13 protein-coding genes are annotated in these 14,665 nt (G+C 65.6%); 11 read left to right on the top strand and 2 right to left on the bottom strand.

All coding sequences use genetic code 11. The annotated features are described in order from the left end of the window. Nucleotides 1-32 precede the first annotated feature (32 nt). The 4 genes from SAHL_RS07520 to SAHL_RS07505 all read left to right on the top strand — a co-directional run bounded on the left by SAHL_RS07520 (nucleotide 33) and on the right by SAHL_RS07505 (nucleotide 3,121). Entirely contained in the window at nucleotides 33-779 is a 747-nt protein-coding gene (locus tag SAHL_RS07520) for an electron transfer flavoprotein subunit beta/FixA family protein (protein ID WP_123590793.1), read from the top strand. Then, entirely contained in the window at nucleotides 776-1,726 is a 951-nt protein-coding gene (locus SAHL_RS07515) for an electron transfer flavoprotein subunit alpha/FixB family protein (RefSeq protein ID WP_123590792.1), read from the top strand. The genes SAHL_RS07520 and SAHL_RS07515 overlap by 4 nt, the downstream gene beginning before the upstream one ends. A 133-nt stretch (nucleotides 1,727-1,859) precedes the next feature. Further along, nucleotides 1,860-2,318 carry a MaoC family dehydratase gene (locus SAHL_RS07510; protein WP_123590791.1) on the top strand — a complete coding sequence of 153 codons (459 nt, stop codon included), beginning with the start codon at nucleotides 1,860-1,862 and terminating at the stop codon, nucleotides 2,316-2,318. Between the two features lie 20 nt (nucleotides 2,319-2,338). Next, nucleotides 2,339-3,121 carry an enoyl-CoA hydratase-related protein gene (locus tag SAHL_RS07505; RefSeq protein WP_123590790.1) on the top strand — a complete coding sequence of 261 codons (783 nt, stop codon included), beginning with the start codon at nucleotides 2,339-2,341 and terminating at the stop codon, nucleotides 3,119-3,121. Between the two features lie 112 nt (nucleotides 3,122-3,233). Here the strand turns inward: SAHL_RS07505 and SAHL_RS07500 are convergent, their stop codons facing one another. Both SAHL_RS07500 and SAHL_RS07495 read right to left on the bottom strand, forming a co-directional pair. Continuing rightward, nucleotides 3,234-3,632: a four-helix bundle copper-binding protein gene (locus tag SAHL_RS07500; RefSeq protein WP_123590789.1), complete on the bottom strand. Its 399-nt coding sequence runs from the start codon at nucleotides 3,630-3,632 to the stop codon at nucleotides 3,234-3,236. A gap of 714 nt (nucleotides 3,633-4,346) precedes the next feature. Then, complete coding sequence (locus SAHL_RS07495; protein ID WP_123590788.1) at nucleotides 4,347-5,309, bottom strand: NAD(P)H-dependent flavin oxidoreductase; 963 nt, start codon at nucleotides 5,307-5,309, stop codon at nucleotides 4,347-4,349. A gap of 199 nt (nucleotides 5,310-5,508) precedes the next feature. Here SAHL_RS07495 and SAHL_RS07490 point away from each other — a divergent pair, with 199 nt between their 5' ends. From SAHL_RS07490 to cas6f, 7 genes are all read left to right on the top strand, one after another. Further along, complete coding sequence (locus SAHL_RS07490; RefSeq protein WP_221177876.1) at nucleotides 5,509-6,207, top strand: TetR/AcrR family transcriptional regulator; 699 nt, start codon at nucleotides 5,509-5,511, stop codon at nucleotides 6,205-6,207. A 90-nt stretch (nucleotides 6,208-6,297) separates the two neighbouring features. Continuing rightward, entirely contained in the window at nucleotides 6,298-7,281 is a 984-nt protein-coding gene (cas1f, locus tag SAHL_RS07485) for a type I-F CRISPR-associated endonuclease Cas1f (protein WP_123590786.1), read from the top strand. After that, nucleotides 7,278-10,634, top strand: a complete 3,357-nt coding sequence (gene cas3f / locus SAHL_RS07480) for a type I-F CRISPR-associated helicase Cas3f (protein ID WP_123590785.1) — start codon at nucleotides 7,278-7,280, stop codon at nucleotides 10,632-10,634. The genes cas1f and cas3f overlap by 4 nt, the downstream gene beginning before the upstream one ends. Nucleotides 10,635-10,726: 92 nt before the next feature. Continuing rightward, nucleotides 10,727-12,091, top strand: a complete 1,365-nt coding sequence (csy1, locus tag SAHL_RS07475) for a type I-F CRISPR-associated protein Csy1 (protein ID WP_123590784.1) — start codon at nucleotides 10,727-10,729, stop codon at nucleotides 12,089-12,091. Further along, on the top strand, nucleotides 12,084-13,034 hold the full coding sequence (gene csy2, locus SAHL_RS07470) for a type I-F CRISPR-associated protein Csy2 (RefSeq protein WP_123590783.1): 951 nt from the start codon (nucleotides 12,084-12,086) through the stop codon (nucleotides 13,032-13,034). The genes csy1 and csy2 overlap by 8 nt, the downstream gene beginning before the upstream one ends. Before the next feature lie 13 nt (nucleotides 13,035-13,047). Beyond that, nucleotides 13,048-14,088 carry a type I-F CRISPR-associated protein Csy3 gene (gene csy3 / locus SAHL_RS07465; protein ID WP_123590782.1) on the top strand — a complete coding sequence of 347 codons (1,041 nt, stop codon included), beginning with the start codon at nucleotides 13,048-13,050 and terminating at the stop codon, nucleotides 14,086-14,088. Then, nucleotides 14,088-14,654, top strand: a complete 567-nt coding sequence (cas6f, locus tag SAHL_RS07460) for a type I-F CRISPR-associated endoribonuclease Cas6/Csy4 (protein ID WP_123590781.1) — start codon at nucleotides 14,088-14,090, stop codon at nucleotides 14,652-14,654. The genes csy3 and cas6f overlap by 1 nt, the downstream gene beginning before the upstream one ends. Nucleotides 14,655-14,665: the final 11 nt, after the last annotated feature.

Here is a 14,665-nt window from a genome sequence, read left to right as displayed (position 1 = left end):
TCTTTGAGAAACAGCGACAAAAAGGACGACACATGAAAGTACTGGTGAGCGTCAAGCGCGCGATCGATTACAACGTGCGCATCCAGATCAAGCCCGACGGCTCGGGCGTGGTCGAGAACGGCGTCAAGCACAGCATGAACCCCTTCGACGAGATCGCCGTCGAACAGGCGATGCGCTGGAAGGAAGCCGGCACCGCCGAGGAAGTGGTCGCGGTGACCATTGGCCCGGACGCGGCCAAGGAACAGCTGCGCAGCGCGCTGGCCTTCGGCTGCGATCGCGCCATCCACATCAAGACCGACGAGCCGGTCCAGCCGCTGACCGCCGCACGGGTGTTCGAGGCCATCGCTCAGAAGGAAGAGCCCAAGGTCTTCATGATGGGCAAGCAGGCGATCGACGACGACTCCAACCAGACCGGCCAGATGACCTCGGCGCTGCTGGAATGGCCGCAGGCGACGTTTGCCTCCGAGATCGAGCTGTCCGGCGAGACCGCCAAGGTCACGCGCGAGATCGACGCCGGCCTGGAGACGCTCGAGGTCGACCTGCCGGCCGTGATCACCGCCGATCTGCGCCTGAACGAGCCGCGCTATCTCAAGCTGCCGGACATCATGAAGGCGAAGAAGAAGCCCATCGAGGACATGAGCCTGGATGATCTCGGCGTGGAAGCCGCCGCCCGGCTGGAGACGCTCAAGACCACCCCGCCGCCCACGCGCGAGGCGGGCGTACGGGTCGAGTCCGTCGACGAGCTGGTCGCCAAACTCAAGGAAAAGGGCCTGGTATGAGCAACAAGATTCTGATCATCGCCGACCATCTGGACGGTTCGCTCAACGAGTCCACCGCCCGCGCGGTGGCCTGTGCGCAGCAGATGTCGCCCACCGGCATCGACGTGCTGGTGCTCGCCGAGGACGGCGCGAGCGTAGCGGCGGAGGCCGCGCAGATCGAGGGCGTGTCCCGGGTGCTGCAGGCCGACAACGCCGCCAACGCGCATCCGATGGCCGCCCTGCTGACGCCGCAGATCGTGGCCGCCGCCCAGCAGGGCGAATACAGCCACGTGCTCGGGCCGAACACGACCTTCGGCAAGGACTTGATGCCGCGCGTGGCCGCCAAGCTCGGCGTGGCCATGGTCACCGACATCATGAGCGTGCATTCGGCGCACGAGTTCGACCGGCCCATCTATGCCGGCAACGCCGTGATCACGGTCGGCGCCCCCACGGATCAGGTGCTGGTCGCCTCGGTGCGCTGCGCCTCCTACCCGGCCGCGCCGGGCGGCAACAGCGCCGAGATCGAGACGCTGTCGCTGGACGCGGAGCTGCCGGGCCACACCCGTTTCGTGAATCTGGAGCAGGCCTCCAGCGATCGGCCGGACCTGCAGACCGCACCCAAGGTCATCTCGGGCGGCCGCGGTGTCGGCAGCGAGGAGAACTTCAAGGTCATCTACGACCTGGCCGACAAGATCGGCGCCGCCGTGGGCGCATCCCGTGCGGCCGTCGACGCCGGCTACGTGCCCAACGACATGCAGGTCGGCCAGACCGGCAAGATCATCTCGCCGGAACTCTACATGTGCTTCGGCATCTCCGGCGCGATCCAGCATCTGGCCGGGATCAAGGACGCCCAGACCATCGTGGCGATCAACAAGGACGAGGAGGCGCCCATCTTCGAGGTTGCCGACATCGGCCTCGTGGGCGATCTGTTCAAGATCATCCCGGAACTGGAAGAAAAGATCGGCTGACGATGGCCGCCCGGCCACGAGCCGCCGGCTGGCGGCGCGCAGCGGTCCGGCCGCGGCGCGCTGCAGCCGGCTTTTTTATGCCCGACGGCCGCCTGACGGGCGCCGGAACGAACTGAAAAAAGAGGAGAATCCAATGCGAACCCTGGACAACATCGAACAACTGCAGGCGCTTGCCGGCGAAGAGATCGGCGCCAGCGACTGGCTGACCATCGACCAGCAGCGCGTCGACGGTTTCGCTGACGCCACCGACGACCACCAGTGGATCCACGTCGACGTCGAGCGCGCGAAACGCGAGTCGCCCTTCGGCGGGCCCATCGCGCACGGTTTTCTCACGCTGTCGCTGCTGCCGCCGCTGGTCAACGACATCTACCGCGTCGAGGGCGTGTCCACGCGCGTGAACTACGGCCTGAACAAGGTGCGCTTCATGGCGCCGGTGCCGGTGGGCGACCGGGTGCGGGCGCGCGTGCGGCTGAAATCCGTGGACGAACGCGGCGAGGGCCGCTACATGATCTGCAACGAGGTCACCATCGAGCTCGAAGGCAGTGACAAGCCCGCCTGTATCGCCGAAAGTCTGCTGCTCTACATTCTCTGACCGTCGAGGCCCGCATCACCATGTCCGAACCCGAACTCGAAAGCGGCCACATCCGCGCCCGGACCGAGTCTCAGGTCCTGCACGTGTCCCTGGACCGCGCCGACAAGCGCAACGCCCTGACCCGGGCGATGTACACCGATCTGCGCCGGTGCATGGATCACGCCGCGGACAGCGACGACGTCCGCGCGGTGCTCATCGCCGGTGAAGGCGAGATGTTCTGCGCCGGCAACGACATCGCGGACTTCGCCAACGTCGACCCGCACGAACGCGAGGACGGCGCGGCCGGTCCGGCGCTGGCCTTCATCAAGGCGCTGCGCGCGCTGGACAAGCCGGTCGTGGTCGCCGTCCAGGGCCAGGCGACCGGCATCGGCACGACCCTGCTGCTGCACGCCGACCTGGTCGTCGCCGCCGACGGTGCTCGCTTCTATACCGCCTTCATCGACCTGGCGCTGGTGCCCGAGGCCGCCTCCAGCCTGCTGTTGCCCCAGCTCGTGGGTCGACAGAACGCCGCGCGCCTGCTGCTGGCCGGCGACACCCTCGACGCCGCCGAGGCCGAGCGCATGGGCCTGATCGCCTACCGCGTGCCGGCGATCGAGCTCGGCGAGCACGCCACGGCGCTCGCCGAGCGGCTCGCCGCCAAGCCGCCGGAAGCCGTGCGCCTGACCAAGCAGCTCATGCGCGCGGGGCTGGGCAGCGACGACGTCGACGGTCAGATCGACCGCGAGGCGAAAGTCTTCGGCGAGCGGCTGATTTCCGATGAAGTCCGCGAGATCATGAACCGCTTCCTCAAGCGCAAGGGCTGAACCGAGACAGCCACGGCAACGACGCGCACGAAAAAGGCCCCTGCGCGATCACGCAGGGGCCCTGTCGCTCGGCGGCCCGATGCCGGACCGCCGCAGGCAGCGAAGCGGTCGATCAGTCGATCACGCCGAGCAGCCGGTCGCAGGCCGCCGCGCAGGCGTTGCAGGCATCGGCGCAGTGCGCACAGTGCGCGTGATGACTCCGATGCGCCTCGCAGTGCGACGCGCACTTCTGACAGGCGTCGCGGCAGGCCTTGACCTGCGTGGCCGCGGGCGACTCGCCGAACGCGGTCTGGCGCGACAGCACGCGGGCGGTGGCGGTGCAGATGTCGGCACAGTCCAGATCGGTGCGGATGCAGCCGCGCAGATCGGCCACGCTGTCCTCGGCGAGGCAGGCGTCGGCGCAGCTGGCGCAGGTATGCGCGCACTCGAGGCAGGCCGACAGGCAGTCGGCGAGCTGGTCCTGGAAGGACACCGGTTTCGGATGCGTCTTGTGCATGGTTTCGATTTGCATGATGACTCCGTTGGATGGGCCGCCACGCCACCGGCGTTCTCGGCAGTGCCGTGGCAGCGGATGCGCCCGAGCGACGCACCGCGAGTGGTTCGGCCGCGGCGGCTCGGCCACCGCGGCGTGTCGTGTGCAGGCATGAAAACCGAGGGCGGCGCGCCGGTATATGGGCAGTGCTACGGAGCCGGACATTGGACTCTGGCTCAAGGCGCTCATGACAGGCCGAACGGCCACGGCAAAACGGGCCGGCTGGAGCGGCCAAGGCGCAGATCGTCACGGGCCCGGTCGCCCGCGCGCCGACGCCCCGGACGAAACGCGGCATGAGTCCGGCATCGACCGGGCCAGTTCCAGGGCGACACCAGCGCCGCACCGGCATCGAAGGACGCCTTGGGCCGGTCACCGTCGGCGCGCTTCGGCGTGCCGGCGGGCTCGCGCTGGCACACACGGCGTGCAACGACTGCCGCCGCCACGAACAGCCGCGCGCCCGGAGGTTTGCGGCGCGGGGCGACTACAGCACTGCGCTCGGCCCGGCCTTCGCCGCGGCAGCGGCGAAGGCCGCCGGGGCGACACGGATCACGCCTGACGTTCTCCGCGCCGGGTCTTGTCACGCGGGCGCGGCCAAGACCGCCCTGCGCCGATGGAGGGCCGGCCGAGGCCCGCGGCGCTCGACGCGGGCCGGCACGGATCGCGTCTAAGGCGACCCCGTACCCGCCGGCGCCTCTAGAGCGACAGACGGGCGCGGGCGCCCTCGTATTCCGCCTCGAGCTGATCGACGATCTCGCCGGTCGGCTTGATGTCGTCGATGTTGCCGACGCCCTGCCCGGCGCCCCAGATGTCCTTCCACGCCTTTTTCTTCTCGTCGCGGTCGGAGCCGAAGGTCATCGCATCCTTGCCGGACTCGGGCAGGTCGTTCGGATCCAGGCCCACGTTCTCGATGGAGCCGCGCAGATAGTTGCCGTGCACGCCCGTGAACAGGTTGGTGTAGACGATGTCCTTCGCACTCGAAGTGGTCACCATCTCCTTGTAGGACGGCGCCGCGTTGGCCTCCGCGCTGGCGATGAAGCGCGTGCCCATGTAGGCCAGATCCGCACCCATCGCCTGGGCCGAGAGCACGTGTTCGCCGCGGGTGATCGCGCCCGACAGGATCAGCGGCCCGTCCCAGAACCGGCGGATCTCCGAGACCAGCGCGAACGGGCTGAGCGTGCCCGCATGACCGCCGGCGCCCGCGCAGACCACGATGAGCCCGTCGACCCCGGCCTCGATCGCCTTCTCCGCGTGGCGCACGCTGATGACGTCGTGAAAGACCCGGCCGCCGTAGTCGTGGGCCACCTCGACGGCCGCGTGCGGCGCGCGCAGGCTGGTGATCATGATCGGCACCCGGTAATCCGCGCAGACCTTCATATCCTGCTCCAGCCGGTCGTTGGACGAATGCACGATCTGGTTGACCGCGAACGGCGCGATCTTCGCCGTCGGATCGGCCTCGCGGGCGGCGGCCAGCTCGGTGGTGATGCGCTCCAGCCAGACGGGCAGCTGGTCGGCCGGGCGCGCGTTGAGCGCGGGGAACGCGCCGATGATGCCGCTGCGGCACTGGGCGATCACCAGGTCCGGGTTGGACAGAATGAACATCGGCGAACCGATGACGGGCAGGCGCATCTGGCCCCGGAGCTCCTCGAGCAGCGACATCTTGTTTCCTTTTGTATACGGATAAAAGCAGACGAGAACCTAGCAAATCGCGGCGCTTTGTGGAATTGCGTTCTGCGATCAGCCGTCGTTCCAGCCCATTTTCCGGCCCATGCCACACGGCACGAGTGTCGCCGCCGGGCCACAGACGCTAGGCTGTGCGCCCATCCGACGGGTACAGAAAAGAGGCAGCGGCACCATCGTGGCGGATTTGGATTTCGACCAGTTCAAGGAGATCGTCAGCGTCTCGAAAACGGACATCTGCACGACGCTCTATCGCCAGAACCGCGACCTGATCCGCATCAAGAAGGAACACGTGGCGGTGCGCAACCTCGTGCGCATCATCGACTCCACCCTGCGGCTGGCCAACGCCAAGGGCTTCACCGGCATGACCCTGCGCGATCTGTGCACCGACGCCGGCCTGAGCATGGGCGGACTCTACGCCTACATCCGCAACAAGGACGATCTCGTCGGCCTGATCCAGAGCCACGGCTTCATGCTCACCCGGCGCACGCTCCACGACTTCACCCGCGACGTCGACGACCCGCACGAGAAACTGCATGTCGCGGTCAAGAGCCATCTCTTTCTCAGCGAACTCATGCGGCCGTGGTTCTATTTCTCCTACATGGAGGCGCGGCACCTGGCGCAGTCGCACAAGCGCGACGCCGTGGCCATCGAGCGCGAGACCGAGCGCGTCTACCACGACATCATCGCCGAAGGCATCGAGGCCGGCGCATTTCGTCCCGTCGACGCCCGTCTGCTGGCCTCGCTGATCAAGGCCATGCTTCAAGACTGGTATCTCAAGCGCGGCAAGTATCACGACCAGGGCACGTCGGTGACAACCTACGCCGAAACGATGCGGGAGGTCCTCGAGCGGTATCTGCAGCACGCACCGGCGTGATCCGCCCCTGCCGCCGTCGTGGCAACGGGATTTGCATGCACATCGGCTCTGCGGCGACGCTGTAACCGTAGGGGACTCGGGGGCAAAACCATGGAAGATCTCGCGCCCAGCGATCTGAAAACGATCCTGCACTCCAAGCGCGCGAATCTGTACTACCTGCAGCACTGTCGTGTGCTGGTCAAAGGCGGACGGGTTTCGTACGTCACCGACGAAGGGCGTGAATCCAGATACTGGAATATTCCCATCGCGAATACGACGTCGATTCTCCTCGGCACGGGCACATCGATCACGCAGGCGGCGATGCGGGAACTCGCCAAGGCCGGCGTGCTCGTCGGATTCTGCGGCGGCGGAGGCACACCGCTGTTCTCGGCGACGGAAGTGGACGTCGACGTTGCCTGGCTGACGCCGCAGAGCGAATACCGGCCCACCGAGTACCTGCAGTACTGGGTGCGTTTCTGGTTCGATGACACACTCAGACTGGAAGCGGCGAAAGCGTTTCAGCGGTCACGTCTGGCAACGATCCGCACGCTCTGGACCACCGACCGTGCCTTACCCGATGCCGGCTTCAACGTCGACAAGGCCCGGCTCGAAGCCGCAGTCGATGCGCAGCTTCCGCCGATCGACAACGCACGCGACACCACGGAACTGCTAACACTCGAGGCTCGCCTGACCCGCACGCTTTTCAAGCTCGCTGCCGGGAGTGTCGACTACGGCGAGTTCACCCGTGCGAAACGCGGCAGCGGCATCGATCCGGCGAACCGGTTTCTCGATCACGGCAACTATCTGGCGTACGGGCTGGCCGCAACCGCTTGCTGGGTTCTGGGTCTACCGCACGGACTGGCCGTGCTCCACGGCAAGACACGACGTGGCGGCCTGGTATTCGACGTCGCCGACCTGATCAAGGACGGCGTCATCCTGCCGCAGGCATTCATTTCGGCCGTACGCGGGGATGAGGAACAGGAGTTCCGCCAGGGCTGTATCCAGCGCCTGACCCAGGTGGAAGCGCTCGACGGCATGATCGATACCATCAAACGCGTCGCCGAAGAGCTGGCACGCCGGGCCGCCTCGGAATGAACGTCGTCCTCGTCTCGCAGTGTCGCAAGAACGCGCTCAAGGAGACTCGCCGGGTCCTCGATCAGTTCGCCGAGCGCCGCGGCGAACGCACCTGGCAGACCCCGATCACGAAAGCGGGCCTCGACACCCTGCGCCGGATGCTGCGCAAGAACGCGCGCAAGAACACGGCCGTGGCCTGTCACTGGATACGCGGACGCGATCACAGCGAACTGCTGTGGGTCGTGGGTGACGCGTCGCGATTCAACTTTCGCGGCGCGGTCCCTACCCACACCACGCGCAGCGATATTCTGCGCAGCCGTGACGAAAACGACTGGCATACCCTCACCGACATTCACTTGCTCGCCTCGCTCGCCGCCCTGTTCCACGATTTCGGCAAGGCCTGCCAAGCGTTTCAGGACAAGCTCACGGGAAAGAACACCGAGCGCAATCGCTATCGACACGAATGGATATCGCTCAGGCTGCTGCAGGCATTCGTGGGCGACAGTGACGACGCCGACTGGCTGGCCCGGCTACGCCATCCCGAGGCCATCGACGAAGCGCATTGGCTGAGCGTCCTCGTCAGGGACGGCCAGACCAGAAATACGCCGTTACCGTTAGCCGACCTGCCGCCCATCGCTCGCACGGTGGGCTGGCTCGTGATCGGTCATCACCGTCTGCCCGTGCTGCCCAGCTACGACGAGAACGAAGCCCAGCAACGCATCGGCCGCAAGTCCACTCGGGACAACGCCGATTCGATTCCCGACCTGCCGGACGGTATCCATGCCGGCTGGAATGAAATCGATGCGCCCGACGATGCGGCAACGATCGCGCCGTACTGGACGTTCCCGCACGGTCTGCCGAGCCGTAGCCATGCGTGGTGCAAGCGCGCCACCCGCATCGCGCGCCAAAGCCTTGCCCGTCAATCGATGCTCGGCGCGGTCGATATCCACAACCCGTACGCGCTGCATATCGCACGGCTGTGTCTGATGCTGGCGGACCATCACTACTCCAGCCTGAGCGATCAGGCTCGCCATCGCCCGACGGCGGGCGATACCGACTTTCCCCTGTTCGCCAACACAGACAGCGAGAACGTGCTGGCACAGCGACTCGACGATCATTTGCTGGGCGTCACCCGGGAGGTCGGTGCGATCAGCCATCGTCTGCCGGACAGCATTGCGGCGCTACCGCGAATCGCCCGTCACAAGGGCTTTCGAAAGCGCAGCAAGGACGCACGCTTTCGCTGGCAGGATCGGGCGTTCGACCTGAGCGCGTCTCTGCGCGATCGCAGCGAGCGCCAGGGATTCTTCGGCATCAACATGGCTTCGACCGGCTGCGGCAAGACGTTGGCCAACGGCCGCATCTGCTACGCCCTGTCAGATCCCGACCGCGGCACCCGTTTCACCATCGCCCTGGGGCTACGCACGCTCACATTACAGACCGGCAGCGCCTATCGTCGCGATCTCAACCTATCGAGTGACGATCTCGCGGTTCGCGTCGGCGGACAGGCCAGCCGCGCGCTGTTCCATCATCGCGAAGCCGAACTCGATACCCAGGGCCGCAGCTCGGCGGAACCTCTGTTCGATAGCGACAGCTATGTTCATTTCGACGGCCGCATCGACGAGCATCCGCTGCTGTCACGGGTGGTGAAATCCCCGCATGCACGGTCGCTGATCGCCGCGCCGATTCTGGTCTGCACCATCGATCATCTGATGCCGGCCACCGAGAGCCTCCGCGGTGGCGGCCAGATCGCGCCGATGCTCCGCCTGATGGGGGCCGACCTGATCCTCGATGAACCGGACGATTTCGGCCAGAGCGACATGCCTGCGCTGTGTCGGCTGGTCTACTGGACCGGGCTGCTCGGTTCCCGGCTCATCCTGTCCTCCGCCACATTGCCGCCGGCGATGGTCGAAGGCCTGTTTCGCGCCTATCGCGCCGGGCGCGCGGAGCTCCAGAAGAACCGCGGCGAGCCGGGCCAACCGTTGGACATCTGCTGCGCCTGGTTCGACGAGCATGATCGCGTGCACCACGACTGTTCAGACAGCGCGTCGTTCCGCGCCCGGCACGACGCATTCGCCGTCCGTCGCGCCACCGCGCTGTCGAAGGCGATGCCACATCGCCGCGCCAGGATCACCGAGCTCGGTGTCGCGCGTTCGAAGCGCGACGAACTTCCGCGACAGTTCGCCGAAGCGCTTCAAACCCATGCGATGGCCCTGCACGAGCACCATCACGAAACCGATCCGCACACCGGCCACCGCGTGAGCTTCGGTCTCATCCGCATGGCGAATATCGGCCCGCTTTTCGATATCGCCCGGGCGCTTTATGCCCTCGATGCGCCGCCCGGGGTCCGGTTTCATTTGTGCGTCTATCACGCCCAGTTCCCGTTACTGGCGCGCTCGGCCATCGAAACCCGGCTGGATGCGGCATTGGATCGCCGAGACCCGGCCGCCGTCTACGAACTGGCCGACATACGCCGCCATCTGGACCACACCACCGAACCCGATCAGCTGTTCATCGTGCTCGGCTCCCCAGTCACCGAGGTCGGCCGCGACCACGATTACGACTGGGCCGTGGTCGAGCCCTCCTCCATGCGTTCGATCATCCAGCTGGCCGGGCGCGTGCGCCGTCATCGCCTCGGCGAGGCGGAACACGACAACATCATCCTGCTGGAGCGCAACTGGCGCGCGCTGACGGCCGAGCCGGGTGAACCGGTGTTCCGCCGCCCCGGCTTCGAGGACGGCGACCATCGACTCGCGAGCCATGCCCTCTCCCAGCTGCTGGCCGAAGAGGAATACCGCATCGTCGACGCACGACCGCGCCTGGTGGCTCGCGAACCACTCGATGCCCGCCACAGCCTCGTGGATCTCGAGCACGCCCGCATGGCCGACGACCTGCTCGCGCCCGCGGCACCGCCGGAGCCGACACAACCGAGCCGAGGTCGCCGCCGACGCAACGCACCCGCCACGCCGGCACTCGCCGCCCATAGCGCTTATTCACGCCCCGACTTGTGGCTTACCGGCGTCCTCGCACAGCAGCAACGCTTTCGTGAGCAGACCGCCGCGCAAGTCGAACTCGTGCTCCTGCCCAACGAGGACGAAACCGACTATCAGCTCGTACAAAGCGAGCCGCAGAAGTTCGGCCCACCCAAGGAAACCGCGGTCGAAGGTCGCTTCAATCGCCGGATCGGCGAGGAGACGCTGACAGCCGAACGCATCACGCCCTGGGCGAACGCCGACTACATGACCGAGCTCGCGGCCCTTGCCACGGCACGCGACATGGACCTGGAGCAGTGCGCACGCCTGTTCGGAACGATTCAGATGGATGCCTCCGAGAACGGTTGGCTCTCGCATCCGCTACTGGGTTTCAGAAAAACATGATCGGCGAGAAAGCAAAGGTCATGCATTGACCCAGCCGATGACTAGTCTTGGGACAACAGAGTCATCGACCAACAACGCGTGCGCGAGGGGATATGCGGGGCAGCACCAATGAAACAGAAAAACTACGTCTGACCATCCAGGAATTCTTGAGCGAGCGCCTGGCAGGAAAGGTCGAGAAGCTCGCCGAGGACGACCCGAAGCACGAAGCATTGGTCGCCCAGTTCGATTACGAACACTGGCTCGCGGACGCCGCCCGACGGGTGGCCCAGCTCCAGGTGGTGACCCACTCGCTCAAACCGATTCATCCCGACGCCAAGGGCTCCAGCGTGTACGCGCCGCCCGGCGCCCCGCGGCCGGGCGCTGTCGTCGGCACCGACCTGCTCGGTGACCAATTCACGGTGGACGTGGTCGGCAACGCCGCCGCTCTGGACGTCTTCAAGTTCCTGAAGATCGACGTCGACGGTCGCACGCTCCTGGAACGCGTCGAACAGTCCGATCCGGATCTCGAAGCCGCTCTGAGCGACGACCCCCAGACCGGTCGCGAGCGGATGCAGCAGTTCGCGACGATCACCGAGCCGGGCGGCCGGTACGCATCGCATACGCGCGGCAAGCAACTGTTCTGGCTGGTCGGCGACGACCCGGCCGTGAACGACGACTTCCATCTGCTGGCACCGCTCTACGCAACTTCGCTGGCCCATCGCGTCTTCCAGACCATCAATCGCGACCGCTTTTCGGACGAAGCGAAAGCGGCCCGCGACGCACGGCGAAAGGACCAGCCCAGCGAAACCGGGTATTGCGACTATCCCGGCCTGGCCGTGCAGCGTTTCGGCGGCAGCAAACCGCAGAACATTTCACAGCTGAACAGCGAACGCGGCGGTAACAGTTATCTGTTGGGATCGGCGCCGCCGCTCTGGCGATCCCGCGCCGTCGCACCGATCCGCTCGCCCTCGGCGTTCAACGCCTATGGCCGACGCCGCAACGTGCGCGCCACGATCCGCGAACTCGGCACTTTCCTGGCCGAAGACCCGACCCGCAACATGCACACGCGCGACTATCGCGATCAGCTCACTGCGGAACTCGTCGACGAGCTGATCGTGTTCACGAGCGAGATGCGTCAACTGCCGCCGGGCTGGACCGACGACTGGCAGTGCCGCCTACCCATCGAACAACAGTGCTGGCTCGACCCGCATCGCGCAGAAATGGACCGCGAGTTCGCCGAGACCCTGGTCGAAACCGAATGGCTACCCGAGATGTGCCAGGACTTCAGCCGCTGGCTGAACGCGCGCCTCGACCGCCATCGGAACCTGCACATGGGCGATGCGGAACATCGCCACTTCGCGAGTGCGGCCGGAAACGACACCAACATCAGGAATGCACTCGAGAGCGCTCGCAAGGATTGGCAGGCGCAGCTCGAGAAAGAACTCGCCGCGCTCGCCGAGGTATTCGACGATGAGTAAGCCCCGCCACCTTCTGATTCTGCCCCGGCTGCGGGTACAGAACGCGAACGCCATTTCCAGCCCGCTGACCTGGGGATTTCCGGCCATGAGCGCATTCGTGGGCTTCATGCATGCGCTGGAACGCAAGCTGCCGGACGATCTCTATCTGCAACTCGAACAGATCGGCGTGGTGTGTCACAGCCACGAAATCCTGTCCTCATCCGCCGGCTACAACCTGCAGCAGTTTCATCTAACCCGCAACCCCGTGAACAAGGACGGCGACACCGCGGCCATCGCCGAAGAAGGCCGCATGCACATGGACATCAGCCTCGTATTCGCCGTCAGCGGCGATAATTGCACGGCAGACAAGGCTCGCACCGCACACATCGCCGAGGGCATCGACGACATCGTGCACGGCATGCGCATCGCCGGCGGCAGCGTGATTCCCCGTAACGACACGAAGCGCCACCCGCAGCTCGTCTCCATGCCGGACGATGCCGACGAATACGAAGCCATGTTTCGAAAGCACCGCAGCCGACTACTGCCCGGCTTTGCGCTCGTGCTGAATGAGCAGGCGTTGACCGATCGTCTGGACGAGCTCCAGACGACAGCCCCCGGCGCATCGCGTCTCGATGCCTGGCTCGACTTCGCCCGGCTCCACCACCAGTGCGTCATCGACGCAGATGACGGCACGCATCGCTGGGAGGTCCGCAGCATACCGGGGTGGCACGTACCCATTCCGATCGGCTACGGCACGCTCAGTACCCACGAGCCCGGTGAAGTCGCCAACGCGCGCGACACCACGACACCGTTTCGTTTTGTCGAAAGCCTGTACTCGATCGGCCAGTGGGTCAGCCCACACCGTCTCGATCGACCCGAGTCACTGCTCTGGTACGTCGACAACGATCTCGAGCACGGCGTGTATCGCCTGAACAACGACTATCGCGACCACAAACACTCCTAGGGGGAGAATCATCATGGCCAAGAAAGACGACGCACCCAAGACCGCTTCCGTACTCGCCTTCGAGCGCAAGCTCGATCCATCCGACGCCCTGTTTCATGCCGGCGACTGGGACGCCCGCGGCCAGAGCGCCGACTGGCCGGCGGTGACACTGCGCGAAAAATCCGTGCGCGGCACGATCTCCAACCGACTCAAGGCCAAGGACCAGGACCCGGCTAAACTCGACGCGGCGATCGAAAACCCGAATCTGCAGACGGTGGACGTCGCCACCCTCCCGCACGACGCCGACACGCTCAAGGCCCGGTTCAGCCTGCGCGTGCTCGGCGGGGCCGGCAAACCTTCCGCCTGCAACAACGCCGCGTACGAACAACGTCTGTCGGAAGCCGTAACCGGCTACGCATCCGAGCACGGCTTCGGCACGCTCGCACAGCGCTACGCCCACAATATCGCCAACGGCCGCTTCCTCTGGCGCAACCGGCTGGTGGCAGAAGAAGTCGAAGTCCGTGTTCGCCAGCTCGTGAAGGGCAAGACCGAACATGAATGGACATTCGATGCACTGGCCTTCGATCTTCGCCGTTTCGAGGCCCACGGTGCCGCTCAGTCATCCGTGGACGCACTGGCCGCACAGATCGCGGACGGGCTGGCCGGCGAACAGTATGCCCTGTTCGAGATTACCGCCTTCGCCCGCGTCGGCGCTGGTCAGGAAGTATTCCCATCGCAAGAGCTGATACTCGATCGCAGCCGTGGCGACAAATCCAAGACGCTCTACTCCGTCGACGGCATTGCGGGCATGCATTCACAGAAACTCGGTAACGCCCTGCGCACCGTCGACACCTGGTACCCGGACGCCGACAGCAACGCGCTCGGCCCGATCGCGGTCGAACCTTACGGCTCGGTCACGACGCAAGGCACCGCCTACCGTCAGCCGAAAGCCAAGGTCGACTTCTACACGCTGCTCGATCGCTGGATGCTCAAGGACGAAAAGCCCGCGCCGGAACAGCAGCATTTCGTCATGGCCACCTTGATCCGTGGCGGCGTCTTCGGGGAGGGCGGCTGATGACATCGCATTACGTCGACATCCAGCTTCGGCCGGACCCGGATTTTCCCGCAGGCCAACTCATGGGCGCCCTGTTCTCGAAGCTGCATCGCCGACTTGTCGCGCTCGATGCGAGCGCGATCGGCGTGAGTTTTCCGGCCCATCGACTGCAGCCGCGAGACGTTGGCAACCGATTACGTATCCATGCCACGCCAACAGACCTGGATTCACTCATGGACACCGCCTGGCTCGGCGGCATGCGGGAATACGCCGAGATCAGCGAAGTAGCGCCGGCCCCTACGGATGCTTCACACCGCACCGTATCGCGGCGGCAGTTCAAGACCAATGCAGAACGTCTGCGGCGACGGCGTATGCGCCGGCACAACGAGTCAGAAGCCACCGTCCTGGAACGCATCCCCGACAGCGTCGAACAACGCGTGTCACTACCGTTCGTACAGATACGCAGTACAAGCACCGGCCAACGTTTTAGTCTGTTCATCGAGCACGGCCCCGTTCAGCCGAATCCCGAACCTGGCCAATTCAACACATACGGGCTCAGTCGTGGCGCGACCATCCCATGGTTTTGACCCTTTTTCTC

Origin of the sequence: Salinisphaera orenii subsp. halophila YIM 95161, assembly GCF_003732545.1 — a bacterium.
GTDB classification, from domain to species: Bacteria; Pseudomonadota; Gammaproteobacteria; order Nevskiales; family Salinisphaeraceae; genus Salinisphaera; species Salinisphaera orenii_A.
This window is presented reverse-complemented; position numbering and strand designations above follow the sequence as displayed.